Raw genomic sequence first — 23,753 nt, 5'->3', positions numbered from 1 at the left:
TCCATCGGTGGCGTTCCCGCCCCCGGGTAACCGCGATCGGCGTTCTGTAAACAGCCGGCCTCGGTGGAGACGAAGACACGTGCGCGGCCGACGAATCCAGACACTCGTCGGCCGCGCACGGGGCGCAGCCCCTCAGGCTTCGAGCTTGTAGCCCAACCCGCGCACTGTGACGAGGTGTTCCGGCTTGGCCGGATCGGATTCGATCTTGGAGCGCAACCGTTTGACGTGCACGTCGAGGGTCTTGGTGTCTCCCACGTAGTCCGCGCCCCAGACCCGGTCGATGAGCTGGCCGCGGGTGAGCACGCGTCCGGAGTTGCGCAGAAGGTATTCGAGCAGGTCGAACTCCTTGAGCGGCAACGTGACCGACTCCCCTCCAACCTGTACGACATGGCGTTCCACGTCCATCCGCACCGGGCCGGCTTCGAGGATTCCGTCGACGCCGACGCCGTCGAGGTCCGCATCCATCCCCCGCCGCAGGACCGCGCGAATGCGTGCGATCAGCTCACGCGCCGAGTACGGCTTGGTGACGTAGTCGTCCGCACCGAGTTCGAGTCCGACGACCTTGTCGATCTCACTGTCGCGCGCGGTCACCATGATCACGGGCACGCCGGATCGGCTGCGCAACTGCTTGCACACGTCCGTTCCACTCATGCCGGGCAGCATGAGGTCGAGCAGGACGATGTCTGCGCCGGAACGGTCGAACTCGGCAAGTGCGGACGGTCCGTCGCCGACCACCGTCGCCTCGAAACCTTCCTTGCGCAGTAGAAACGCCAGCGGGTCGGCCAACGATTCTTCGTCCTCCACGATCAGCACACTTGTCATCGTTTGGCCTCCATGCCAGTTTCTCGCTTCCCGATGGCCCGGACACCGCGGGTGTCGGTGCCTGCCTTCTCGACGTGTGCGGGAATCCGCAGCGTGAACGTCGAACCCGTTCCGGGTTTACTCCACAGATCGATCGATCCGTTGTGGTTTGCCGCGACATGCTTGACGATCGCGAGACCGAGGCCGGTGCCACCGGTTGCTCGTGATCGTGCTTTGTCGACGCGGAAGAATCTCTCGAACACCCGCTGTTGGTCCGCCTTGGCGATGCCCTCACCGCGGTCGGTGACGGCGATCGCCACGTCCCCGTCGCGGATCGATCGGCTGATCGACACGGGCGAGCCCTTGGGCGAGTACGCGATGGCGTTCTGGATCAGATTGGACAGCGCGGTGGTGAGGAGCGTGCGGTCGCCGAGCACCTCGTATCCGCTGGGGTGGTCGGTGGTGATGGTGATGTCGGCCGCCTCCGCGGTCACGCGGCAGCGCAGCAGCGCCTCCGAGACGACATCGTCGACCTGCACGACGTCGAGGTCGGGCAACTTCTCCGCACCCTGCAACCTCGACAGTGCGATCAGTTCGGTGACCATGCGCCCCAGTCGCACCGACTCGCTTTGCAGGCGTTCGCCGAAGTGGCGCACCGACTCGGGGTCGTCCGCCGATTCCATGAGGGCTTCCGCGAGCAACCCCATCGCTCCGACGGGAGTTTTCAACTCGTGACTGACGTTGGCGACGAAGTCGCGGCGCGTGGCTTCCATCCGCACCTGCTCGGAATCGTCGTCGGCAAAGAGCACCACGAAGTTGCGGTCCTCTTTGCTGAGCAGCCGCGCGGTCACGCGAACGGCGATGTTCTCGCGGCCCCGCTGCGGAGTCTTGCTGGTGAGGTCCAGTTCCTCCGGATTGCCGGTCTCGAGGACCCGCTGCGCGGCCACCCACGCACGGTCCTCGATCAACCGATGACGTACCAGCCCCAACTGCTCGGCACGAGGATTGGCGAGCACCACGTCGTGATGCTGGTCGACGACCGCGATGCCGCTCTCCGAGGCGAGGATGATGAGGTCGAGAACCTGCGACATCGTGAGCCCGGTCTGATCCTGGCGACGCTGTTCGTTTCGGGTGGCGATCCGAGGGACCAGCACCCCACCGACCAGGAAGGCCGCGAAGCCGACCATGGCGGCGATCAGGACTGCCTGAGCAACACTCACGCTTGAATCGTACGTAGACGAAACCCGTGGACTAAGCAGGGTTGGCCTATTTCCGCACAGGTCACACTCGGGCAGTGCAGTGTTGGAAGCTCGTTCACCTGGTGTTTGCCGGGGCCGCCCGGCCGAGAGGACACGGGCGGCCTGGGCAACTTACCTTCCGCCCTGGTTGGCGACGGCGGCCGCACCGGCGGCGGCAGCCTCGGGATCGAGGTAGGTGCCACCCGGGTTCAGCGGCTCGAGGTTCTCGTCGAGGTCGTAGCGAAGCGGAATGCCAGTGGGAATGTTGAGACCGGCGATCTCCTCGTCGGAGATTCCGTCGAGGTGCTTGACGAGCGCGCGCAACGAATTGCCGTGCGCGGCGACCAGCACGGTCTTGCCCGCGAGGAGTTCCTTCGAGATGGTCTCTTCCCAGTACGGAACGAGACGCTTCACAACATCGAGGAGGCACTCGGTGAGCGGAACCTCGTCGAGGTTCGCGTACCGCGGATCGGCGTCCTGGCTGTAGTCGCTGCCGGCCTCGATGGGCGGCGGCGGGGTGTCGTAGCTACGACGCCACAGCATGAACTGATCCTCGCCGTACTGCTCCTTGGTCTGCGCCTTGTTCTTGCCCTGCAGGGCGCCGTAGTGACGTTCGTTGAGACGCCAGTCGCGGACGACCGGGATCCAGTGGCGGTCAGCGGCATCGAGCGCGATGTTCGCGGTGCTGATCGCACGCCGCAGCAGCGAGGTGTAAAGGACGTCGGGCAGCAGTTCGTGTTCGACGAGCAGTTCGCCGGCGCGCTTGCCCTCGGCGACGCCCTTGTCGGTGAGGTGGACATCCACCCAGCCGGTGAACAGATTCAACGCATTCCATTCGCTCTCGCCGTGGCGGAGCAGCACAAGGGTTCCGGTACTCATGCGTTCATCCTGGCACGAATACCGGAACCCTCGGGAACCGACTGCTACGTCAGGCGGTCTCGCCCGCGCGCAGGTCCTTTCGCAGAATCTTGCCTGCCGCGGACTTCGGCACGGTATCGATGAACTGCACCTTGCGAACCTTCTTGTGCGGCGACACCCGCTCGGCCACGAAGGCCATGATGTCGTCCTCGGTCAGGTCCGCACCTTCCTGCCGCACGACGAACGCCTTCGGCACTTCTTCGCCGTCCTCGTCGCGTACTCCGATGACTGCGGCGTCGGCGATCTGGGGATGCGTAAGCAGCAGAGCCTCGAGCTCGGCCGGCGGCACCTGGTAGCCCTTGTACTTGATGAGTTCCTTGAGTCGGTCGACGATCGTGACCACACCGCCGGCGTCCACGACCGCGATGTCACCGGTGCGCAGGTAGCCGTCCGAGTTGAGGGTCTCGGCGGTGGCCTGCTCGTTTCCGAGGTAGCCGACCATCACGTTCGGGCCCTTGCACCACAGCTCGCCCGGTTCGCTGACGCCTTCGGCGGGAATCTCGATCTCCTGCTCGGTGGCAGGATCGACCAGCTTGCACTCCATGTTGGCGATGGTGAAGCCGACCGAATCGAGAGCGATGTCGTCCCGTCCGAACGGAATGGCGTGACTGACCGGGCTCATCTCGCTCATGCCGTAGCCCTGCAGCACACGGCAATCGAGGCGGCGTGCGACGGCTCCACCCAACTCCGCGTCGAGCGGTGCCGCGCCGGAGAAGATGGTGTGAATGCTCGACATGTCGTACTGGTCGACGAGGGGGTGCTTCGCGAGGGCCACCGCCACGGGCGGCGCGATGAACACGTACGTGCACTTCTTCTCGGCGACGTTGCCGAGGAACTCGACCAGATCGAACTTCGGCATGGTCACCAGCGTCGCCCGATTGGCCAGTGCCGCGTTGAGCAGCACCGTCATCCCGTAGATGTGGAAGAACGGCAGCACGGCAAGGAGGTTGTCGTCCGAGGTGATGCCCATGCGCGGGTTGATCTGGCACACGTTGGCAACGAGGTTCCGATGGGTGAGCATGACGCCCTTCGGGCGTCCCGTGGTTCCGGACGAGTACGGCAGCACCCCAAGGTGCGTGGCGGGATCGATGGACACGTCCGGCGCCGGAGCACCCTGTTCGAGGAGGTCCTTCAACGAGGGGCGGCCTTCGGCACCGTCGAGAACCACGACGTTCTCAGTGGCGATGCCGACCTTGGCCGCAGCATCCTTCGCCTGCTGCAGAAGCGGCGAGACGGTGAAGATGAACTTGGCCTTCGAATCGGTGAGCTGCTTGGCGATGTCCTCTGCGGTGTAGAGCGCGTTGATCGTGGTGGCCGTGGCACCTGCCCGCAGAATTCCGTGGAACACGGAACCGAACGCCGGCGAGTTGGGCGCGTGCAGAGCCACGACGTCACCGACCTCGACCCCGCGCGCGGCGAGCGCGCCGGCCACACCGTCGATCTGCGCGATCAGCGCGCGGTAGCTGGTCTCGGCTCCGGAACCGCCGTCGACGAAAGCGATCTTGGCCAGATCGGAATCCTCGATCTTCCCGAACAGGAACTCGTAGACGCTCAGGTTGGGGATCTCGACGTCCGGGTAGGGACTCTTGAAGCTCACGGGGCTGCTCCTGGGTGGTGCGGCGGCAACGGCGAACACTTGTATGTGACAGTAGGTAACGTACATTACTCTGTGACTGCCACCACAAGATGTCGAAACTCTACCGGTACTCACGCCGTTCACCAGAAGCTCGCTCCCTGATCCACCCGAACGGAAACACGAAAGCGCCCCGGTCGCGCAGCAACCGGGGCATCACCTTCGGACGTTCAGTCGGTTTCCACGATCTCGGTTTCTGCGGCATTCTTCTCGACCGATGCGATCCCGTTCTTCGCTCCCAACGTTCGCTGTGGATCGAATGCATGCACCACACTGCAACCAGGGTCACACCTCAGGTGTGGAACCTTGCGGAGTCTCCGACTGATTCGACCTAGTCCTCGATCAGGTGCTCGAAGGGCTTCAGGTTCGCAAGGGATTCACCGCGCGAGACTCGCCACTCCCATTCACGCTTGATCGAGCCGGCGAACCCCAGTTCGAGGATGGTGTTGAAATCACCGTCGGCGGCCTCGAGGATCTGACCGAGCACCCTGTCCAGTTCGTCACCCGTCACCGAGTGCTCCGACATCCTGCCCACGAGATAGATGTCGCCGATCTTGTCGATCGTGTACGCCACCCCGTACAGCCGACGGTTACGGCGCAACAGGTACTTGTAGACGCCCTCGAAGTTCTCGTCGGCCTTGCGGCACACGAATGCTTCGATTCGCACACCATGGTTGCCGACGGTTAGCAGGGTGGTGGTCTCGAGCTTGTTCTCGCCGGGAAGTTGTACGACGAAATGTGCCGAATCCTTTCGCGTGAACTCGAGTTCACGCTCCTTCAGGGCCGCCTCGATCGTGGCTCCGACGTCAACATTTACCTCACTCATGCACGCACTCCTGTCGACCTGCGCAGCTTCCAGCGCCCTCGTCCCCGGCGCTGACCGAACTCGGTGCCCGGCAGGTTTCCGTTGTTGTAGTTGATCGTGGCCTTGCGATAACTCTCGAGGAGGCCGTCCGCCGTGTGCTCCCACGAGAAGTTCGCAGCGTGCAGCGGTGCCTGCCGCGCCATCTCTGCGAGCCTCGCCGGCCTCTCCACAAGCGACCCGAGTGCCGAAGACCAGTCGTCGATGCGATGACCGTCCACGAGCAATCCCGTCGTGCCTCCCTGCACCGCCACTCCGAGCCCACCGACGTTCGCCGCGAGCACCGGCGTGCCACACGCCTGAGCCTCGACGGCGACCAGACCGAACGATTCCGAATAGCTCGGAACCGCCACGAGATCCGAGGCGCGGTACACATCCGCAAGGTGCTCCGGGGCCTGCGGCGGAAGGAACGTCACCCGCGAGGAGATACCGAGACTCGCAGCGAGGTCGATGAGCACGTCCGGTCGGGCGAGTCCAGTTCCGGACGGGCCACCGACCACGAGGATCCGCAACGGCAGCTCGGGCTTGCGGGCAAGGAGGTCGGCGGCCGCTCGCAACAGCACATCGGGTGCCTTCAGTGGCTGGATGCGGCCGACGAACGTCACCACGGTTTCGTGCGGGTCGAGACCGAGCTTCGCCCGGGCGGCGGCGCGGTCGCCAGGCCGGTATCGGGTCAGGTCCGCTCCGGGTGCCACGACGTCCACCCGGCCGGGGTCGGCGCCGTAGAGCTGGACGAGATGGTCCGCCTCGTCGGATGTGTTGGCGACCAGCCGGTCCGCCTCCGACACGACCTGCTGTTCACCGATCTGCCGCGCCGCGGGCTCCGGGGTGTCGCCCTCGGCGAGAGACCGGTTCTTCACGGCCGCCAGCGTGTGCGCAGTGTGCACGAGTGGCACTCCCCAGCGGTCGCGGGCGAGCCAGCCCACCTGCCCGGACAACCAGTAGTGCGAGTGCACGAGGTCGTAGTAGCCGGGTTCGTGCCGTGCTTCCTCGCGCAGCACCCCCGCCACGAACGCACACAGCTGCGTCGGCAGATCGTGCTTGTCCAGGCCTTCGAACGGGCCCGCGACGACGTTGCGAACCAGCACGCCGGGGGCCGCCTGCTGCACCGGAACATCGGACGACGAGGTGGCACGGGTGAAGATCTCGACCTCCACCCCACGCTGGGCCATCTGGATGGCGCTCTGCAGAACGTAGACGTTCATACCGCCTGCGTCCCCGGTACCCGGTTGCGCCAGGGGCGACGTGTGGACCGAGAGGACGGCCACCCTGCGCGGGTGCGAGTTGTGCATGGGTGTCACCACTCCATACTGCCCCTTCGTTTCGAGTGCACCTCAACCGAGGCTGTCGACGAACCCGCAGAGGTCCCCGACGAAGCGGTCCGGGTCCGCGACGAACGGCCCGTGGTCGGTGCCCTCCCAGAAGGACGTCCGGGACTTCGGTATCAATTCTGCAGCATGACGTCCGGCCGAAACGTCGACGACGGTGTCTTCTTCGCCGTGCAGCACGAGTGCGGGGATGTCGAGCGATCGCAGCAAGTCGTCGTGGCCGACCGCCCGGTCGAAGAGAGCAGCACGTACCCGCGGCGGCGTGGACAAACTGGCGCCGAACAACGCCTGCGACTGCGCACCCTTGCCGTCGACGGGACCGGTGAGTGCGGTTCCGAATGCGCCGAGAGCCTTGATCGCGGTTCTGGGATTTTCGGACATCGCGTCGGGGATTGCGGCACGCATGGCCGGTCCGACCTTGCCGCCCTTCTCTCCCCGCCCGATGCTGGTGATCGCGCCGACCAGAACGATGCCGTCGACGGCACCCGTGCCGTGGGCGTCGAGATAGTCTGCGATGACGAGGCCGCCATACGACCAACCGAGCAGCACCGCACCGCTCTCGATTCCTTCGGCGGCGAGAACGGCACGCACGTCGCCCGCCCAGTTCTCGGAACTGTCGTAACCATCTTCGGGTGCACCGGAGAACCCGTGCCCGCGCAGGTCCACCGCGATCACCCGGTAGTGCCCGGCCAGATCGGCGAGCACCTTCTCACCCCAGCACTTCGACGACTGCGCCCAGCCGTGCAGGAGGACGAGCGGGCGGGCACCCGTGTCGCCGTCGGCCAAGTAGACGATGGAGGTTCCGTCGATGCCGACGGTTTCACGAATTGCCATGGCGTCACGATAGGCGCCGGCCCCGGCGCCCGACTGGGTCGGCTCGGCGTGGCAGCATTGCGGGATGAGTGTGCTGGTGTGCTTCCACGCCCATCCCGACGACGAGGTGTTCACGACGGGCGGGGTGATGCGGCAAGCGTCCGATGCCGGGCACCGCGTCGTGGTCGTCACCGCCACCGACGGCGCGCTCGGGGAGGTCCCGGACGGCCTGTTGGCGGAGGGCGAGACGTTGGCTGCGCGCCGCAAGCGCGAACTCGAGGCGTCTACGACTGCACTGGGTGCTCACCGGCTCGTGCAGTTGCACTACGCGGACTCCGGTATGGCGGGCGACCCGGCCAATCGCAATCCCGACGCGTTCTGCAATGCCGACGTGGACGAGGCCGCGCAGCATTTGGCGAGAGTCCTGACCGAGGAGTCCGCGGACGTCGTCACGATCTATGACCCCAACGGCGGATACGGCCATCCCGATCATGTTCAGGTGCATCACGTGGGTGTGCGGGCCGCCGAGTTGGCGGGAGTCGAGCACGTCTACGAGGCAGCGGTCAGCCGCGATCACGTCAAACGACTCTTGGCGCTCAACCCCGAATGGTCCCCGGATTCCACTCCCCCCGATCTCGACAATTTCGGGCTGCCGGATTCGCAGATCACCACGGTCGTGGACGTCCGGGAGTCCATGTCGGCGAAACGTCGGGCCATGCACGCGCATGCCACCCAGATCGGCGACTTCGGACCGTTCCTGCAGATGCCGGAGGAGCAGTTGCAGGCGATGTTCGGCCAGGAGTGGTTCCGTCGGCGCGGTGGCGACGCGGGCCTGAGCGAAACCGCGCTCCCCCTGTGACCTACCGAATTAGGTAAACCTAATCTACTGTGGCGTCATGGGTGAAACGGTGTCGTTGGGTGACGTACAGGAAACACTGATGATTCCGCTGTACGGGCGGGCGCTGGACGCCCGAAAGTCCCGCAGCATCCTCGGCGACGAACGAGCCGCCGAGCTCGTGGACGCGATCGATTACGACTTCGAGAAGTTCCGCGGACCGTCGTTGGGCGGATCCGTTCTCCGAGCGTCGATCTTCGACGAATACGTGCGCGAGTTCCTCGGAAAGCACCCGGACGGCACGGTCGCCGACCTCGGCTGTGGCCTGTCCACCCGTTTCGATCGACTGGACAACGGCCGCGTGCGATGGTTCGACCTCGATGTCGAGGACACGATGTCGTTGCGTCGCAAGTTCTTCACCGACCGGGACCGCTACACGATGATCCCCGGGTCGATCTTCGACACCGACTGGTACCAACAGATATGCGAGCGTTCGGGGCCGATGTTCCTGCTGAGCGAGGCAGTTCTGCTGTACTTCCCTGCAGAGCAGGTGCACGCGGTACTGCGACGCTTCGCGGAAACCCTTCCGGGTGCCGGCCTGGCGCTGGACACCGGAGGGCCGGCGATGATGAACACCCAGGATCGCAATCCGGTTTTCAAGGCCCTGCCGACGCGAATGCAATGGACGTGCAAAGACCCTGCGACTCTCGAGCAGTTCGGTCTTCGACTGCGCGAGTCGCGCACCTTCGCACACCCTCAACCTTCGGTGGCGCGCACCTGGCCCTGGCGATACCGCTGCCTGTTACGGGCATTCGAGTGGGCACCGCCCATCACCACCTACAAGCTCAACCTCTTCGAATCCGAGTCGGGATGAGGTGCGCCCCACCGGCCACGAGGCCCAGTGCACCCGACACCAGTAACACCAGGCCTGCGCCCGCTCCGGTGACGGTGACCGGCGGAACCGAGGTGGCGAGCCCGAGGAACAGGGCCACCGCGGCCACCACCAATACGATGCCGACTACCTTCAGAGGTTCGGCACCGAAGACACCGGCAAGCGGCACGAAGTGAACACCCACCACCGCACACACCCACACCGAAATCCAGTCAGCTGCGCCTGTTGCCCCGAGAATCAGCGCACCGACCGCGATGAGTCCGAACTCGACCGCGACGATCGTCCAGTACTTGCGGCGCACAGCCGGATCGGCCATCGGCGCATGGCCTGCGGGACCGCGAACGGCCAGCACGATTCCCCCGACGGCCACGACCGCCAGCCGATTGCTCACCGTTCATGCGCTCAACGTAGTTCGTCAACCCGGCGCACGTCGGCAACTCGCAGCTAGCATCCGAGTATGGACCTCGATGCGATTCTCGCGACCATGCCGTTCGCCGTCCAGGTCGGCGTCGAATTGGATTCGGCAACACCCGACGAGGTGGTGGGTCACCTCGAGTGGAGTCGGGATCGAACCACCCTGGACGGTGCGATGCACGGTGGCGCCGTGATGACGCTGGCGGACAGCGTGGGCGCGGTGTGCGCTTTCCTCAATCTGCCCGAAGGTGCGTCGACGTCGACGGTCAGTTCGAGCACCGTGTTCACCCGTGGTCTACGCGAAGGCGCCCTGACCGCCCGCGCCACCCCACTGCATTCCGGACGCAGCACCGTCTCGGTCGTCACCGAACTTCGCGACGACGCAAGCAAACTCGTCGCGCAGGTCACCCAGACACAGGCGGTACTGACCCCGAAGTAGCCCGCCCTACGCGGTGGCCCGCCGCATTGCGCCCGCCGGGTCCGAGTACAGCGAACTGAGGGACACCACTGTGGAGGCGTACTCCTGCACCCGGTTACCGAAGCCGGTTATTCGAATGTCCTTGCGCTCCAAGGACGAAGTGTTCGCAAATGCTTCCGCGACGTGCGGAACACCGGCCGGGTACTCGGTGAATGCCTGTCCCCCGAGTATCACTCGGTCCGGGTTGAACAGGTCGCGCAGCATGGCGACGGTTCGACCGAGCACTCGACCACGTTCGACGAGAAGCTCGTGTGCCGGAGCGCTGCCGGATGCTGCCGCCTTGTACAGCGCCGACATGGCGGGACGCTCGTCGGTGTCGGTGACGATGCCCGCGTCGAGCGCGGCGTCGATCAACGCGCGGTCGCTCACGGTCGCTTCCAAGCACCCGGTCGAGCCGCACGAGCACACCGCAGACGAGCCGGTGGGTAGGTGGGCGATTGAGCCCGGACCGTTGGACGGGGTGTGTACCCGTCCGTCGATTGTGATTGCGATACCTGCGGTTTCGCGGGCATACACGTAGAGGCTCGTCGCGTTGTCAGGGCCCGCGTCGGGGCGGTCGGGGCTGAGCAGCAGTTCGGAAGCGGCCATCGCTTCCACGTGCGCTGCCACGGACACCGGCAGCCCGAGACCCGCACCGATGATGGCGCCGACCTGCGCGTCAGCCCACCCGAGACGGGGGTGATCGACCAATCCGGACTGTGGGTCGACACGGCCACCGAGCGCGACACCCGCCCACAGGGGGCGACGCCGGTGCCACCGAGAAGCGAAAGCACGAGCGCTGCGGGCGATGGCCTGAAGAGCATCCGCCGACCGACCGCGAGGAGTGGGCACCTCCACGGCCCCCAGCACCTTCCCGCGCAGGTCACTGGCGATGATGCTGGTCACGACGGCGCCGATGTGAATTCCGACGGTCAGATACGGCTCGTGGTCGATCTCGAACGGAACCCGCGGGCGTCCTATCGCACCGGAAGCGGTGAGATCTCCACGCTCGCGCAGGAGACCGAGGTCGAGGAGCGCCGACACCTGCCGATTGACGGTCGCGATACTCAGTCCGGTCGCCTTGGCAGCCACGTCCCGGGAGATTGGTCCCCGCGAGCGAGCCACCCGGAGTACGCCCGCGGCGGGGCCTTCCGCGATTCTGAGGTCGGGGGCGACGATGCCGACGCGGGGACGCACCGCAGCGGGACGCCCGACAGGTCGGTGGGCGGGAGAAAGGGTCGTTACAGACACGAAGCAGTCCTTGCAGGTAGGCGGCACGAACAATGCCGATTGCATGAGAGAAGAAATCGCGCCAACGTCACCGAATCGCCTGCAGAGCGCAGGAAGAATCGGGCGATACGTGGCAGCGTTTGCTAGCTACAGATGCTGCGACAGGAACAACACAGTTCCCGCGCCAACGGCAGTCGCGAACCCAACGCGGCAGTCACATACGTGACCCGCGGAGCGGACGACCGGCCTGAGGACATGGATTCAAAATAGCAGCTTCACGCGCAGCCACCAATTACAGGCGCACCGGACGCCTTGTGATCAGGCTGACCGAAATCCTTCTGTTCGAACCGTTTCCGATGGTCTCGTGGATGTAGTCAACACATCACCTTCTGCCGAAAGGTCCACGATGTCCATCGATTTCGCCCCCGAGGTCAAGGCCGCACCCACCGCGTCGGTCGTCAAACTCGGCGCCCACATCGGCGCCCGTATCGACGGCGTACGCCTCGGTGGCGACCTCGATCCCGCGACCGTCTCGCTGATCCGACAGGCTCTTCTCGAGCACAAGGTCGTCTTCTTCCGTGGCCAGGAGCACCTCACCGACGATTCGCAGTACGAGTTCGCTCAGCTCCTCGGGTCGCCGACGACCGCCCATCCCACAGTGAAGTCTCACGGCGAGCGGATCCTGCCCATCGATTCCGACCTGGGCAAGGCCAACAGCTGGCACACCGACGTGACGTTCGTCGACCGGATACCGAAGGCGTCCATCCTGCGCGCCATCGAACTCCCTGCCTACGGCGGCAGCACCACCTGGGCATCCGGCGTCGCCGCGTACGCGAAGCTGCCCGAACCGCTGAAGGCGCTGGCTGAGAACTTGTGGGCACTGCACACCAACCAGTACGACTACGCGGCAACCAGTGCGGAACGCCTCTCCAACGAGCAGACGGCCGCCTACCGCGAGGAATTCCGGTCCACCAATTTCGAGACCGAACACCCGGTGGTCCGAGTGCACCCGGAGACCGGCGAGCGAACCCTGCTGCTCGGCCACTTCGTGAAGAGCTTCGTCGGTCTGAGCACGAGCCAGTCGCAGGCACTGTTCAAGGTGTTGCAGGACCACGCCATCTCGCTGGAATTCACGACCAGGTGGAACTGGGAGGAGGGCGACGTCGCGATCTGGGACAACCGTGCCACCCAGCACTACGCGATCGCCGACTACGACGATCAGTACCGACGGCTCAACCGCATCACGTTGGCCGGGGACGTGCCCATCAACATCCATGGTGCGAGGTCTCGTTCGATCGTCGGTGACGCCACCGAATACTCCGTCATCGACGACATCTCCCCCGTGAGTGGTTAACGAGTCTCTGGACTCGCAGACCACTCACGGGCGCGGAGCGCCTCTAGGATCGGAATCATGACCAGCTCACAGGAATCCCGCACTGCGGTTGTCACCGGCGCCAGCTCCGGCATCGGCGAGGCCACCGCTCGCACCCTTGCCGCCCAGGGCTATCACGTGGTCCTGGGCGCACGCAGGATCGATCGTCTGCAGAAGATCGCGGACGAGATCGGCGGCACCGCACTCGAACTCGATGTGACCGACGAGGATTCAGTCGAGGCGTTCGCCTCGGTCCTGCCGCGGGTCGACGTGCTGGTGAACAACGCGGGCGGTGCGAAAGGGTTGGCAACGGTCCTCGATGCCGACCTCGACGACTGGCGCTGGATGTGGGAGACCAACGTGCTCGGCACTCTCCGGGTCACGAAGGCACTTCTCCCCAAGCTGATCGAGTCCGGTGACGGACTGGTCGTGACGATCACCTCGGTGGCTGCATTCTCCGCGTACGACAACGGCTCCGGCTACACGTCCGCCAAGCACGCACAGGCAGTGCTGCACCGCACCCTGCGCGGCGAGCTCCTAGGCAAGCCGGTGCGACTCACCGAGGTTGCGCCGGGCGCGGTCGAGACGGAGTTCTCGCTCGTCCGGTTCGACGGCGACCAGGAACGCGCCGACAAGGTCTACGAGGGCATCACGCCCCTCGTCGCCGAGGACGTCGCCGAGATCATCGGTTTCGTCGCGTCCAGGCCTGCCCACGTGAACCTGGACCAGATCATCGTCAAACCGCGGGATCAGGCCGAGGCCGGCCGCTTCCATCGCACGACGAACCAGGCGAGCACGAACTAGGCGAGCGCAGACATCGACTGCCAGGTGGGCCAGTCGACGGCCCAGTCGTAGATGTCACCGTCTGCTGCCGAGAGGTCGATGGACGTCCCGGTCACCTCGACCGGGTCGCCGTACATGGCGATCCCGAAGTACTGCTGCGCGTCTTCGAGCGACAGGTTGATGCAGCCGTTGGTGACGTTCGAGGCACCCTGCACGCCGAGGGTCTCCGGATTCGCGTGGATGAATTCACCGTTGTTGGAAATTCGGACGGCGAACCGTTCGCGGACGTTCTCGTAGAACGGCGGGTTCGACATGAGGAAGTCCTCGAACTTCTCGGTCACCATGTGGATTCCACTCCGCGTGACGTTGCGGGCCTCGTTGCCTTCGCCGTAGCTCACCGGGATGTCCATGACGGTCTCACCGTCGCGTTCGACCTGCATTCGGTGACTGGGCGCGTTCGCCTTCACGATCTGGCTACGTCCGATGTTGAAATTCAGCGTCAGGTCTTCCCCGCCGTACACGCCTCCACCGAGGTCGAGACCGTACAGCTTCGCGTCGAGGTTCACGTTGGTTCCGGGCGCCCAGTAGTTCTCGGGGCGCCAGTGGGCGCGCGATCCGTTGTCGTCTGGCAGCCAGGCCCACGAGCCGGGGGTCGGCGGATTCGTCGTGACGACCATGGCTTTCTCGGCGGCCGCCTTGTCCTCGACCGTCCCGTCGAACTGGACGATGATGGGGGCCGCGATGCCCACTTCCTGACCGTCACCGATGTTGAGGTTCGCGGACCGGGTTTCCTCCGGCGCGAGGGTGGTGAAGTCGCCCTCCACGGCGACCGGTTTGCCGTCGGTGCCGGTGGCGGTGCCGTGCCAGGTGTAGGTGACGCCGTAGCCGAGTGGCTCGCCGACCGTGAAGGTCGTGCGGTCCGGCGACAGTTCACCCTTGACCGGGGTGCCGGCACCGTTCACCAGCGAGATGTCCGTGAAGGTGCCTTGGGACGCGGTGGCGGTGATCGGGGCGATCGGGCTCACGTCCTGCGCGCCGGATTCCGGGTCGGTCGTCACCGAAACCACGGGTTCGTCCGGTGCCGACGAGGACAAGCCCGATTCACCCGAACATCCGACGATCATCATGACGACCGCGATCAAGGCAGTGACCAGCACGATCACCCGCGATCGACGATTCCGTTCAGCCAGCGCATACACAGCCAACACGTTACCTGTGCTGACGATCGCCTCGAATCGAACAGTTGACCGTTACCGGTTCCGGTTCGAGTCGAACACCGAACGTGGATTCGACACCGTCGCGCACGGTACGTGCCAGTGTCAGCAACTCCTCAGTTGTCGCGGCGCCGCGGTTGGTGAGCGCGAGGGTGTGCTTGGTGGACAGCCGGGCCGATGCCATCTCGTCCGGGTACCCCTTCGCAAATCCGGCGCGCTCGATGAGCCAGCCGGCGGACAGTTTACTGCCGCCCTCCGCCGGATAACGTGGCACGCTCACGTCACCGAGTTTCGACTCGATCGCCGCGAACACAGCGGGTAGCGCCTCGTCGGAGACGACGGGATTCGTGAAGAAGGAGCCGGCACTCCAGGTGTCGTGGTCGTCGGGGTCGAGCACCATTCCTTTTCCGCGCCGCAGCTCCAACACGGCCTTTCGGACCTGGGCGGACGGGACGCGTTCACCTTCCTCGGCCCCGACCGCCGCGGCCAGTTCCTTGTAGCGAAGCGGTGCGCTGAGACCGTCGGCGGACACTGCGAGTTCCGCAGCGAGGACCAAGGCGTCCGAAGAGTGCTTCAGCACGCTCGTGCGGTAGCCGAGACCCAGTTCCGTCGGCTCCACCCAGCGCACCTCACCGGTGCGCCGATCGAGGAGTTGCACACGCTTGATCATGGTGCCGACTTCGACCCCGTACGCCCCCACGTTCTGCACCGGGGTCGCCCCCGCCGAACCGGGAATACCGGACAGGCATTCGAGCCCGCCGAGTTGCGCGGCGACCGTTTCGGCCACCACCTCGTCCCACACGGTTCCCGCGTCGACTCGCACGACTTCGGACTCCAAGCTCACAGTGGTGTTGGCCACCCGCACCACGACACCGTCGAATCCGGCGTCTCCGACGATCAGGTTCGAGCCGCCGGCCAGCACGAGCGTGGGAACACGGGCCGAGTCCAGACGACGCACGACGTCGATCAGGACCTGGGTGTTCGGGCATTCGGCGACGAGCGTGGCCGGCCCACCGAGGCGCAGGGTCGTGAAACCCGCCAGAGGGAGGTTCTCGGACACGAAAGCGCCCGAATCGACGAGTTGACGGCTGATGCTCACATCCCACACAAACGCAAACGGTAACGTGCCGACCGTGAGCCGACGCATCGACCATTCTTCGACCTACCCGTTCCCCGCCGACAAGGTGCACTCCGCACTGACCTCGGAGCAGTATTGGCGTGACCGTGTCGCCGAGGTGGGCGGCGACGGTGCCACCATCGACGAGATCACTGTCGGAGACGGAACCATCGCGGTACGGATGAGGCAGGCCATCGCCGCCGAGCACCTGCCCAGCATCGTCACGAAGGTGCGGCCGGGCGATCTCGTCATCAAGCGGTCCGAGACCTGGGCCGGCCTCAACGACGACACCGCCACGGGAACCTTCTCGGCGTCCGTCGACGGAGCACCCGCCAAGATCAGCGGGACGAAGCGGCTGACGGGCGCCGGTGCGGATTCGGTGGTGGAGTTCGAGGGCGAGACCACCGTGAAGATTCCGATCGTGGGTGGCAAGATCGAATCCGCGATCGCCGACCAGATTCTGCACCTGATCGACAAGGAACGCGAGTTCACGCAGAGCTGGTTGGGCCGCTGACGACCTGCGTCTCTTCGTGGTGAGGCCCCGAACCGGTAACCTTGCCGGTCATGGCCCGCCGCATCGACTACTCAGCCCGCTACAAGTACACCGCCGAACAGGTGTACAGCGCGTTCACCAACCGTGATTACTGGGATGCGCGGATCGAAGAGATGCGCAAGTATTCCGAGAACCACATCGAATCATTCGACGTCTCCGACTCTGGTATCGAGATCGTGCTGCATCACATTCTTCCGCGCTCCGAGCTGCCCGAGATCGCGCAGACGGTGATGAAGAAGGACATGGTCATCACCCGCAAGGAGAGCTTCTCGGAGTTCGGTGAGCCGACCACCGCCAAGTACGAGGCCTCGATCCCGGCCGGCCCCGGCAGCCTGACCGGCACCATGCAGTTGTTCTCGACCGACACCGGCTGCACGTTCCGGACGTCTTCCGAGGCCAAGGTGTATCTGCCGTTCATCGGCGGCAAGCTCGAGCAACTCATGCTCGTGAACCTCATCGACCTGTTCCGCGCCGAGGCCGAGATCACCGAGAAGTGGCTCGCCGAGCAGCATTGAGCGCGCCGGACCCGATCCGATGATCGGGAAGTCGGCGAAACCTGTCGGCGTGATCACCCGTGGCACCACCGGCATCAACCGGCTTCGCAGGTGCGATCGGTGGATGGTGCACGAACCGCTGATCCAGCGCGTCTTGCAACGGGCCGCTGACCCCCTCGTCGTGGACCTCGGTTACGGCGCCAGGCCGAACACCACCTTCGAGATGGCCGATCGTCTGCGCGCGGTTCGCTCCGACCGTCGGGTAATCGGTCTCGAGATCGATCCCGGCCGGGTCGTCGAGGGCAGGGACGGGGTCGGTTTCGCTCGCGGCGGGTTCGAGATGGCAGGTTTGCGGCCCGTGCTGGTTCGCGCATTCAACGTACTGCGGCAGTACCCCGAGGAGGCGGTCGGCCCGGCGTGGGAGCGGCTGCAGTCCGCGCTCGCTCCCGGCGGCCTCGTGGTGGAGGGAACCTGCGACGAGTTGGGTCGACGGTGCACGTGGGTACTGCTGAACGCCGATCGCCCACTGTCCCTGACGTTCGCGTGGGATCCGTTCGCCTCCGAGCGGCCGTCCGACCTGGCCGAACGTTTGCCCAAGGCCTTGATTCACCGAAACGTGCCGGGTGAACGGATCCACGAGTTCCTGAACGCAGTGGATCGGGCGTGGGCAACGGCTGCGCCCCACGGCTCCTTCGGCCCCAGGGTGCGGTGGCGCGCCACACTGGAGATGCTCTGGTCGCAGGGACTTCCGGTACGGGTCCAGCGCAGGCCGCTTCGTGACTGCCTGCTGACGGTGCCGTGGGAAGTGGTGGCGCCGAACCCGACGTGACGTCAGGTGCAGGTCGCCAGCGCATGCTCGATGCGCTCGGTCACGGGCGCGGGCCGTCTGGCACATGCCTCGTGAAGTTCGTGAGCGTCGACTCTGCCGATGGCGACGCCGTCCGCGACCACCTCGTCGAGCAGCTCCTGCGAGATTCCTCCGGCCGCGAGATCGAGGGCCGTGCACTGCGGTGTCGTGATGCGGATCGGTCCGATCTGCTCGCAATCCTGGGCCCGGACGGATCGCCGGTGCAGCGCCAACTCCCGAGTCGGTGTGGGTGGGGCCATCACGGTCGAGAAGTGGATGAATCGCGGGTACAGGTGCCCGAGACCGTGCAGTTCGGCTGCGCTCTGATGCGAGACAGCGGCAGCCGTTCCGAACCAGGTGCACCACTTCGCGAACGCCTCGAGATCGGTGTGGGGAGCGCAGGCGTCCCGGAAGAGATCGCGTTCCACCCGCAACCACAAGCCACGGACGATCTGCGTTCCGAGCATCTCGGCGGTGTACCCGACCTGAATGGCCTGAGCGGCGGTGAAGTATCCGTCCTGCGATGCAGCGAGTTCCTGCAACGACTTCTCGGCACCCGAATCGCCGCGTTCGGTGTGCGGATCCGACCAACCCGTCATGACCCCAGATTACGGCGTGCATGTGTTATTCATCACATTTTCGGTGGGCGGGCGCCCGGCCGATCCGGCATTCACAGAATTTGTTCATAGTTGTCGGGGAGAATCCGAGGAATGTCAGCCCGAACGAACTCCTCATCCGGACGCAATCGCGTACTCCTGATCGTGATGCTCGTCGTAGCCGCCCTCGTCCTCGCACTGATCGCAGGCGAACTGTTCGTGCGCCATCAGGTGAAGTCGTGCATGGCGAACCAGTTCGAAAGCCAGCTCGGTTCGCAGGTCGACGTCGGGTTGAGCTGGAAGCCCGTACTGCTGCAATCGATCGACAAGGAGGTTCCGTACGTCACCATCGACAGCGACGATTCGGCATTCGGCCCGGCTCAGCAGATGGAAGTTCACGCCCGCGTCAACGACATTCGCATCGAGGAGACCCCTGAGAGCAACGGCACGATCGGCAGCTCCGAGGCCGACATCCACTGGACGACGCAGGGCATCCTCGCCACCTTGCAGGAGCAGACGTTCGGCAGCCTGATCAGCGACGTCAAGGCCGATTCCGGAGCCGGAACCCTCACGTTCGCGGTCGGCCCGGCGGGCCTCGCGGACATGACCGTGAAGCCGACCGTCGAGAACGGAACGGTGAAGGTCGAAACGGTGGGCGCGGCGATCCTCGGATTCGGGTTACCCACCGACCTCGTGGACGGGATCGTCCAGACACTGACCGACAGCCTGCAGAACTACCCCCTCGGAATGGTCCCCGAGTCGCTGACCGTCTCCGACGATGCGATCGACATCGCTCTTCGCGGTGGCGCATACACGATGCCTGCGGCCGACCCGAACCAGCCGCAGCCGCAGGAGAGCGGTTGCGGCGTGCTCGTCTGACGGAGACCGCGACTGCTCGGCGTGTCGATCCGACTCTTCTCTTCCAGCACTGCAGATTGCGTTCGGAGGCGAGTCGCATGATGTTCGCCGTCACGGGGATGTAGATCACCGACGACGCGGTTCGGTGGCGGCCTCGTGTTCTCGGGTTGCCGCCCAGGAAGCGAGGAGCTGGAGTCCGTCATGGGACGGTGAACCGGGCACAGCGGTGTAGACGTTGAGCTGCAGCCCGGGGTCGGCCGGCAGCAGGAGCGCCTCGTAGTCGAGCTCGAGGGCGCCGACGACCGGGTGGTGAAAGATCTTGGTGCCTGTCCGGTGGTAGCGCACATCGTGGGAAGCCCAGAGGCGACGAAAGTCCTCGCTGCGCGTGGACAGCTCTCCGACCAGGGCGGTGAGGTCTTTGTCATAGGGGTTCTTTCCTGCTTCCGCCCGCAGGATCGCGACCGCGTCGTGCGACATCCGGGCCGCTTTGTCGCCCCAGAACTCTTGTGCTGCAGAGGGGTCGAGAAATTGGAATCGTGCGGTATTGACGGGTTTGTTCGCGACGCGTTCGAGTGAGTCGAACATCGGTGCGTACAGCGCGCGTCCCAATTGGTTCGCAGCGAGCACGTCGAGTCGGCCGTTACGGACGAACGCGGGGGCGCCCTCGAGGCCGTCCAGTATGCGTTGCACTGCGGGCCGGAGTGTGGGCGCCGGGGTGCGCCGGGCGCGTGAGCGTGCTGCCCCCGACGCGTTGGCTGCTCGGGCGAGGTCGAACAGGTGGCCGTGTTCGGCTTCGTCGAGTTGCAAGGCTTCCGCGAGTGCCTCGAGTACTTCTTCGGAGACACCGGCGAGATTCCCCCGTTCGAGGCGGGTGTAGTAGTCGACGCTGACACCGGCGAGCATCGCCACCTCCTCGCGCCGCAGACCGGGCACTCGCCGGTTGCCGCCGTACGCGGGCAACCCGGCTTTGTCCGGGGTGATCCGCGCCCGGCGGGTGGCGAGGAATTCGCGTGTCTCTGCCTTCAAGTCCATGATTTCGACCGTACGACGGCATACCTGCCAACGGGAGGTACTGGTAATACCCGGTACATCAGGGACTCCTGCGTCCGGTGGTCACGGAGTGTGCTGGAGTTCATGACCAGGACATCCATCGTCGCGCCGCCGGTTTCCGTGCCAGTACGCCAGAGCACCGCACGGGAAAGTACTCGGAGGACTCGCCCAACTGCGATCCTCTCTATCATCCTGGCCGGCTACTTCATGGTGATTCTCGACAACTCGATCGTCATCACCGGCCTGCCACACATCGAGGACGAACTCGGTCTCTCGGCGGACTCGGTCACATGGGTGCAGAATGCCTATCTGCTCACGTTCGGCGGTTTGCTGCTCCTCGGGGCGCGCGCCGGTGACATCCTCGGCCGACGGCGCACCTTCGTTCTCGGCCTGGTTCTCTTCACCCTCGCGTCGGTGGTGGTGGGTGCCGCGCCGACGGGCGGCTGGCTCATTGCTGCCCGAGCCGTGCAGGGCGCCGGAGCAGCGGTGCTGGCGCCGTCGACCCTTGCACTGCTCACGGCAACGTTCAGCGAGGGCCCGTCGCGCGTCCGCGCCACCTCCGCCTACGGCGCGGTCGCGGGGGTCGGGGCGAGCGTCGGCCTCGTGGCCGGAGGACTGCTTGCCGACCTTGTCTCGTGGCGGGCCGGGTTCATGATCAACTTGCCGATCGGCGTTGTCATGCTCGTCGCCGGATTGAGGCTGCTCCCCGAGACCAACCGAACCCCCGGCCGATTCGACATTCCCGGCGCGCTGCTGGCGACGCTGGGACCCGCACTGCTCGTCTACGGCTTCGTCACCGCCGGAGAATCCGGATGGGCGTCGCCGGAAACCCTGGGAACGCTGAGCCTCGGCGTCGTGGCGCTCGGTGCACTGGTAGCCGTCGAGCGCTCGGCCATCGAACCAGTGCTGCCGCTGAGCCTGTTCGCCGACCGGGAACGAGTGGGCGCCTACCTGTCCCGAGGACTGTTCATCGGTGCGATGATGTGCTTCTTCCTCTTCACCAGCCAATATCTACAGGATGCCCGCGGCTTCTCCGCCTTGGCGGCCGGATGCGCTTTCTTCCCGATGACGGTGGTCAACTTCGCGGTCGCCCTGGCCGTGCCCCGATTCCAACGCAAGTTCAGCGGTCCGGCACTGCTGGTGGCAGGCCTCATGCTCGCCGCGGCGGGCTTGGCCTGGCTGGGTCTGGTCCACGACACCACCGCGTATGCCACCGGGATCGCCGCACCGATGGTCCTGATCGGGGCAGGGCAGGGCCTGGCGTTCGGGCCGATGACCTCTTCGGGCATCGTGCGAGTGGCACCCGCCCAGGCCGGTGCCGCGTCGGGAACCGTCAACTCAGTGCATCAACTCGGCGGCGCGCTGGGCATGAGCCTGGTACTGGCCGTGTCCTCGACTTACCCTGCCGCAATGACCGCAGGCGCGGTCCTGCTGACCGCAGCTCTGATCTCCGCCGCAGGGCTGGTGCTACCGGCGAGCCGCCGGCCGATCAGCACTGGCCGGGTCTCGGCAGCGGGGTACCAACAGTGCCTGCCTCATCCGGCCGATCGTTCGTAGCGTGAAAGCCATGACGACGAACACCGATCCCACCGCAATCCCCACCGTCACCCTCAACAACGGCGTCGAGATGCCCGCACTGGGCTACGGCGTCTTCCAAACCCCTCCCGAGAAGACCATCGACGCCGCCGCCGAGGCCCTTCGCGTCGGCTACCGTCACATCGACACCGCCGCCGCCTACGGCAACGAACGCGAGGTCGGTGAGGCCCTTCGCCGGTCCGGTCTCGACCGTGCGGACGTGTTCCTCGAGACCAAGATCTGGATCAACGACTACGGATACGAGGCCACCCGGCACGCGTTCGACAAGAGCGCCGGCAAGCTCGGCGTCGACACCATCGACCTGCTGATCCTGCACCAGGCACTGCCGAGCCGGTTCGACCTCACAGTCGACGCCTACCGCGCACTCGAGACACTCCTGGCCGACGGCAAGGTCCGCGCAATCGGTGTCAGCAACTTCATGCCCGAACATCTCGAGCAACTGTCGCAGGCCACGTCCATCGTGCCGGCGGTCAACCAGGTCGAGGTGCACCCCTTCTTCCGGCAACCTGCCGTCCTCGCCGCCGACAGCGACCGCGGCATCATCACCCAGGCGTGGTCGCCGATCGGCGGCATCACCTTCTACCGGGACTCCGAGCACACCAGCACACTCGACGACCCCACGATCGGCGCCATCGCCCGAGCCCACGACAAAACACCGGCACAGATCATGCTGCGCTGGCACCTGCAGCAGGGCCGCTCGGCGATCCCCAAATCCGTGACACCGCACCGCATCGCCGAGAACTTCCGTGTGACGGACTTCGAACTCACCACCGACGAACTCACCGCGATCGACGGCCTCGATACCGGCCTCCGCGGCGGCCCCGAGCCGGCCGACATCACCCTGGACAACTTCGGACTCGACATTCCCGAAGCCTGACTCTTCGAACCCGATCTTCGAACCCCTTGAAAGGCAACCCCTTCCATGAAAGCAACATTCATGTACGGCGCGGGCGACGTTCGCGTCGAAAGCGCACCTGATCCCGACATTCGGCAACCCACCGATGCAATCGTGCGCACCGTCCTCGCCTGCGTCTGCGGATCCGACCTGCACCCGTATCACTCCATGACAGCCGGGGCGGCCAACCCCATTGGCCACGAACTCATCGGCATCGTCGAGGAAACCGGAAGCGCTGTCACCAAGGTGGGCAAGGGCGACTTCGTCATCGCTCCATTCGTGTATGCCGACAACACCTGCGTGTTCTGCCGCGAAGGATTCCACACTTCCTGCATCCACGGCGGCTTCTACGGCTCCCCCGAAACCGGGGGATTGCAGGCCGAACTTGCCCGCATCCCGCAAGCCGACGGCAGCCTCGTCGTGGTGCCCGGCGTCGACCCGGCCACCGCCAGATGGGCGCCGAACGCATCATCCTCATGGGACGACACAAGCAGCGCACCGACCTCGGGCGCGACTTCGGCGCCACCGACGTCGTCGCCGAGCGGGGCGCCGACGGTATCTCCCAGGTCATGGAACTCACCGGGGGCGAGGGCTCGCACGTCGTCCTCGAAGCGGTAGGCCACATGCCTGCCTACGAGCAGGCCTACGGCATCGTCCGACCCGGCGGCGTCATATCCCGCGTCGGTGTCCCGCAGTACGAGGACGCGCCGATCGGATTCGGCTCGCTGTTCGGTAAGAACGTCACCTTGACGGGTGGGCCCGCCCCCGTCCGCGCCTATCTCGAGGACGCGATTCCGCAGGTACTCGACGGGCAGATCGACCCCGGCAAGGTGTTCGACGTCCAATTGCCGCTGGCCGAAACAGCCGAGGCCTATCGGCTGATGGATTCCCGCGACGCCCTCAAGGTTGCCCTGCGGCCATGACCCGGGCAATTACTACCAGCACAGAGGAGAGAGC

The 23,753-nt window shown here is 65.5% G+C and carries 24 protein-coding genes and 1 pseudogene; 12 read left to right on the top strand and 13 right to left on the bottom strand.

The genetic code is table 11. The features are described 5' to 3' along the window. Positions 1–132: 132 nt before the first annotated feature. The 7 genes from ACFWO3_RS14655 to ACFWO3_RS14625 all read right to left on the bottom strand — a co-directional run bounded on the left by ACFWO3_RS14655 (position 133) and on the right by ACFWO3_RS14625 (position 7,614). Positions 133–822: a winged helix-turn-helix domain-containing protein gene (locus ACFWO3_RS14655; RefSeq protein ID WP_378578714.1), complete on the bottom strand. Its 690-nt coding sequence runs from the start codon at positions 820–822 to the stop codon at positions 133–135. Next, entirely contained in the window at positions 819–2,021 is a 1,203-nt protein-coding gene (locus ACFWO3_RS14650; protein ID WP_378578711.1) for a sensor histidine kinase, read from the bottom strand. The genes ACFWO3_RS14655 and ACFWO3_RS14650 overlap by 4 nt, the downstream gene beginning before the upstream one ends. Before the next feature lie 150 nt (positions 2,022–2,171). Next, complete coding sequence (locus ACFWO3_RS14645; RefSeq protein ID WP_378578709.1) at positions 2,172–2,918, bottom strand: phosphoglyceromutase; 747 nt, start codon at positions 2,916–2,918, stop codon at positions 2,172–2,174. Between the two features lie 49 nt (positions 2,919–2,967). Then, complete coding sequence (locus ACFWO3_RS14640; RefSeq protein WP_378578706.1) at positions 2,968–4,554, bottom strand: 4-coumarate--CoA ligase family protein; 1,587 nt, start codon at positions 4,552–4,554, stop codon at positions 2,968–2,970. Positions 4,555–4,921: 367 nt separating this feature from the next. Beyond that, positions 4,922–5,416, bottom strand: coding sequence for a YbjN domain-containing protein (locus ACFWO3_RS14635; RefSeq protein ID WP_378578704.1), 495 nt, complete (start codon positions 5,414–5,416; stop codon positions 4,922–4,924). Beyond that, positions 5,413–6,744, bottom strand: coding sequence for a D-inositol-3-phosphate glycosyltransferase (mshA, locus tag ACFWO3_RS14630; protein WP_378578701.1), 1,332 nt, complete (start codon positions 6,742–6,744; stop codon positions 5,413–5,415). The genes ACFWO3_RS14635 and mshA overlap by 4 nt, the downstream gene beginning before the upstream one ends. A 42-nt stretch (positions 6,745–6,786) precedes the next feature. Next, a complete protein-coding gene (locus tag ACFWO3_RS14625; RefSeq protein WP_378578699.1) occupies positions 6,787–7,614 on the bottom strand; it encodes an alpha/beta fold hydrolase in 828 nt (275 codons plus the stop codon). A gap of 64 nt (positions 7,615–7,678) precedes the next feature. On the opposite strand from ACFWO3_RS14625, the gene ACFWO3_RS14620 reads away from it, so the two are divergent. Next, complete coding sequence (locus tag ACFWO3_RS14620; RefSeq protein WP_378578696.1) at positions 7,679–8,452, top strand: PIG-L family deacetylase; 774 nt, start codon at positions 7,679–7,681, stop codon at positions 8,450–8,452. Between the two features lie 37 nt (positions 8,453–8,489). Then, a complete protein-coding gene (locus tag ACFWO3_RS14615) occupies positions 8,490–9,302 on the top strand; it encodes a class I SAM-dependent methyltransferase (RefSeq protein WP_378578694.1) in 813 nt (270 codons plus the stop codon). On the opposite strand, the gene ACFWO3_RS14610 is transcribed toward ACFWO3_RS14615, so the two are convergent. Further along, complete coding sequence (locus ACFWO3_RS14610; protein WP_378578692.1) at positions 9,274–9,711, bottom strand: hypothetical protein; 438 nt, start codon at positions 9,709–9,711, stop codon at positions 9,274–9,276. The two genes, ACFWO3_RS14615 and ACFWO3_RS14610, sit on opposite strands and share 29 nt — an antisense overlap. A gap of 66 nt (positions 9,712–9,777) precedes the next feature. Here ACFWO3_RS14610 and ACFWO3_RS14605 point away from each other — a divergent pair, with 66 nt between their 5' ends. Beyond that, positions 9,778–10,173 carry a PaaI family thioesterase gene (locus tag ACFWO3_RS14605; RefSeq protein WP_378578690.1) on the top strand — a complete coding sequence of 132 codons (396 nt, stop codon included), beginning with the start codon at positions 9,778–9,780 and terminating at the stop codon, positions 10,171–10,173. Between the two features lie 6 nt (positions 10,174–10,179). Here ACFWO3_RS14605 and ACFWO3_RS14600 read toward each other — a convergent pair whose 3' ends face one another. After that, positions 10,180–11,442: an ROK family protein gene (locus ACFWO3_RS14600; protein ID WP_378578687.1), complete on the bottom strand. Its 1,263-nt coding sequence runs from the start codon at positions 11,440–11,442 to the stop codon at positions 10,180–10,182. 385 nt (positions 11,443–11,827) lie between these two features. On the opposite strand from ACFWO3_RS14600, the gene ACFWO3_RS14595 reads away from it, so the two are divergent. Both ACFWO3_RS14595 and ACFWO3_RS14590 read left to right on the top strand, forming a co-directional pair. After that, positions 11,828–12,775, top strand: a complete 948-nt coding sequence (locus ACFWO3_RS14595; RefSeq protein ID WP_378578684.1) for a TauD/TfdA dioxygenase family protein — start codon at positions 11,828–11,830, stop codon at positions 12,773–12,775. Between the two features lie 57 nt (positions 12,776–12,832). Next, the gene (locus ACFWO3_RS14590) at positions 12,833–13,597 is read left to right on the top strand and encodes an SDR family NAD(P)-dependent oxidoreductase (RefSeq protein WP_378578681.1); all 765 of its coding nucleotides are present in this window, start codon (positions 12,833–12,835) and stop codon (positions 13,595–13,597) included. On the opposite strand, the gene ACFWO3_RS14585 is transcribed toward ACFWO3_RS14590, so the two are convergent. Beyond that, a complete protein-coding gene (locus ACFWO3_RS14585; RefSeq protein WP_378578826.1) occupies positions 13,594–14,703 on the bottom strand; it encodes an Ig-like domain-containing protein in 1,110 nt (369 codons plus the stop codon). The two genes, ACFWO3_RS14590 and ACFWO3_RS14585, sit on opposite strands and share 4 nt — an antisense overlap. A gap of 82 nt (positions 14,704–14,785) precedes the next feature. Continuing rightward, positions 14,786–15,898 carry a UDP-N-acetylmuramate dehydrogenase gene (locus tag ACFWO3_RS14580; protein WP_378578677.1) on the bottom strand — a complete coding sequence of 371 codons (1,113 nt, stop codon included), beginning with the start codon at positions 15,896–15,898 and terminating at the stop codon, positions 14,786–14,788. A 25-nt stretch (positions 15,899–15,923) separates the two neighbouring features. On the opposite strand from ACFWO3_RS14580, the gene ACFWO3_RS14575 reads away from it, so the two are divergent. Genes ACFWO3_RS14575 through ACFWO3_RS14565 form a run of 3 tightly spaced genes read left to right on the top strand, consistent with a single transcriptional unit; the run spans position 15,924 to position 17,783 of the window. Then, on the top strand, positions 15,924–16,421 hold the full coding sequence (locus ACFWO3_RS14575; RefSeq protein ID WP_378578673.1) for a DUF2505 domain-containing protein: 498 nt from the start codon (positions 15,924–15,926) through the stop codon (positions 16,419–16,421). 50 nt (positions 16,422–16,471) lie between these two features. Continuing rightward, positions 16,472–16,975 carry a DUF2505 domain-containing protein gene (locus ACFWO3_RS14570; protein ID WP_378578670.1) on the top strand — a complete coding sequence of 168 codons (504 nt, stop codon included), beginning with the start codon at positions 16,472–16,474 and terminating at the stop codon, positions 16,973–16,975. A 19-nt stretch (positions 16,976–16,994) separates the two neighbouring features. Then, positions 16,995–17,783, top strand: a complete 789-nt coding sequence (locus ACFWO3_RS14565; RefSeq protein WP_378578666.1) for a class I SAM-dependent methyltransferase — start codon at positions 16,995–16,997, stop codon at positions 17,781–17,783. A 2-nt stretch (positions 17,784–17,785) separates the two neighbouring features. Here ACFWO3_RS14565 and ACFWO3_RS14560 read toward each other — a convergent pair whose 3' ends face one another. Further along, positions 17,786–18,400 (bottom strand): type IV toxin-antitoxin system AbiEi family antitoxin, encoded by a 615-nt coding sequence (locus ACFWO3_RS14560; protein WP_378578662.1) that lies wholly within the window; start codon positions 18,398–18,400, stop codon positions 17,786–17,788. A 111-nt stretch (positions 18,401–18,511) separates the two neighbouring features. On the opposite strand from ACFWO3_RS14560, the gene ACFWO3_RS14555 reads away from it, so the two are divergent. Continuing rightward, complete coding sequence (locus ACFWO3_RS14555) at positions 18,512–19,276, top strand: DUF2993 domain-containing protein (protein ID WP_378578658.1); 765 nt, start codon at positions 18,512–18,514, stop codon at positions 19,274–19,276. Positions 19,277–19,381: 105 nt separating this feature from the next. On the opposite strand, the gene ACFWO3_RS14550 is transcribed toward ACFWO3_RS14555, so the two are convergent. Further along, positions 19,382–20,287 carry a helix-turn-helix transcriptional regulator gene (locus tag ACFWO3_RS14550; protein WP_378578655.1) on the bottom strand — a complete coding sequence of 302 codons (906 nt, stop codon included), beginning with the start codon at positions 20,285–20,287 and terminating at the stop codon, positions 19,382–19,384. A gap of 102 nt (positions 20,288–20,389) precedes the next feature. On the opposite strand from ACFWO3_RS14550, the gene ACFWO3_RS14545 reads away from it, so the two are divergent. The 3 genes and pseudogenes from ACFWO3_RS14545 (at position 20,390) to ACFWO3_RS14535 (ending at position 23,719) form a co-directional block, all read left to right on the top strand. After that, positions 20,390–21,862 (top strand): MFS transporter, encoded by a 1,473-nt coding sequence (locus tag ACFWO3_RS14545; protein WP_378578651.1) that lies wholly within the window; start codon positions 20,390–20,392, stop codon positions 21,860–21,862. 10 nt (positions 21,863–21,872) lie between these two features. Then, positions 21,873–22,778 (top strand): aldo/keto reductase, encoded by a 906-nt coding sequence (locus tag ACFWO3_RS14540; protein ID WP_378578648.1) that lies wholly within the window; start codon positions 21,873–21,875, stop codon positions 22,776–22,778. 45 nt (positions 22,779–22,823) lie between these two features. Beyond that, a pseudogene (locus tag ACFWO3_RS14535) lies at positions 22,824–23,719 on the top strand (zinc-binding dehydrogenase). Positions 23,720–23,753: the final 34 nt, after the last annotated feature.

Origin of the sequence: Rhodococcus sp. NPDC058521 (genome assembly GCF_042719695.1) — a bacterium.
Lineage (GTDB): Bacteria > Actinomycetota > Actinomycetes > Mycobacteriales > Mycobacteriaceae > Rhodococcus_F.
This window is presented reverse-complemented; position numbering and strand designations above follow the sequence as displayed.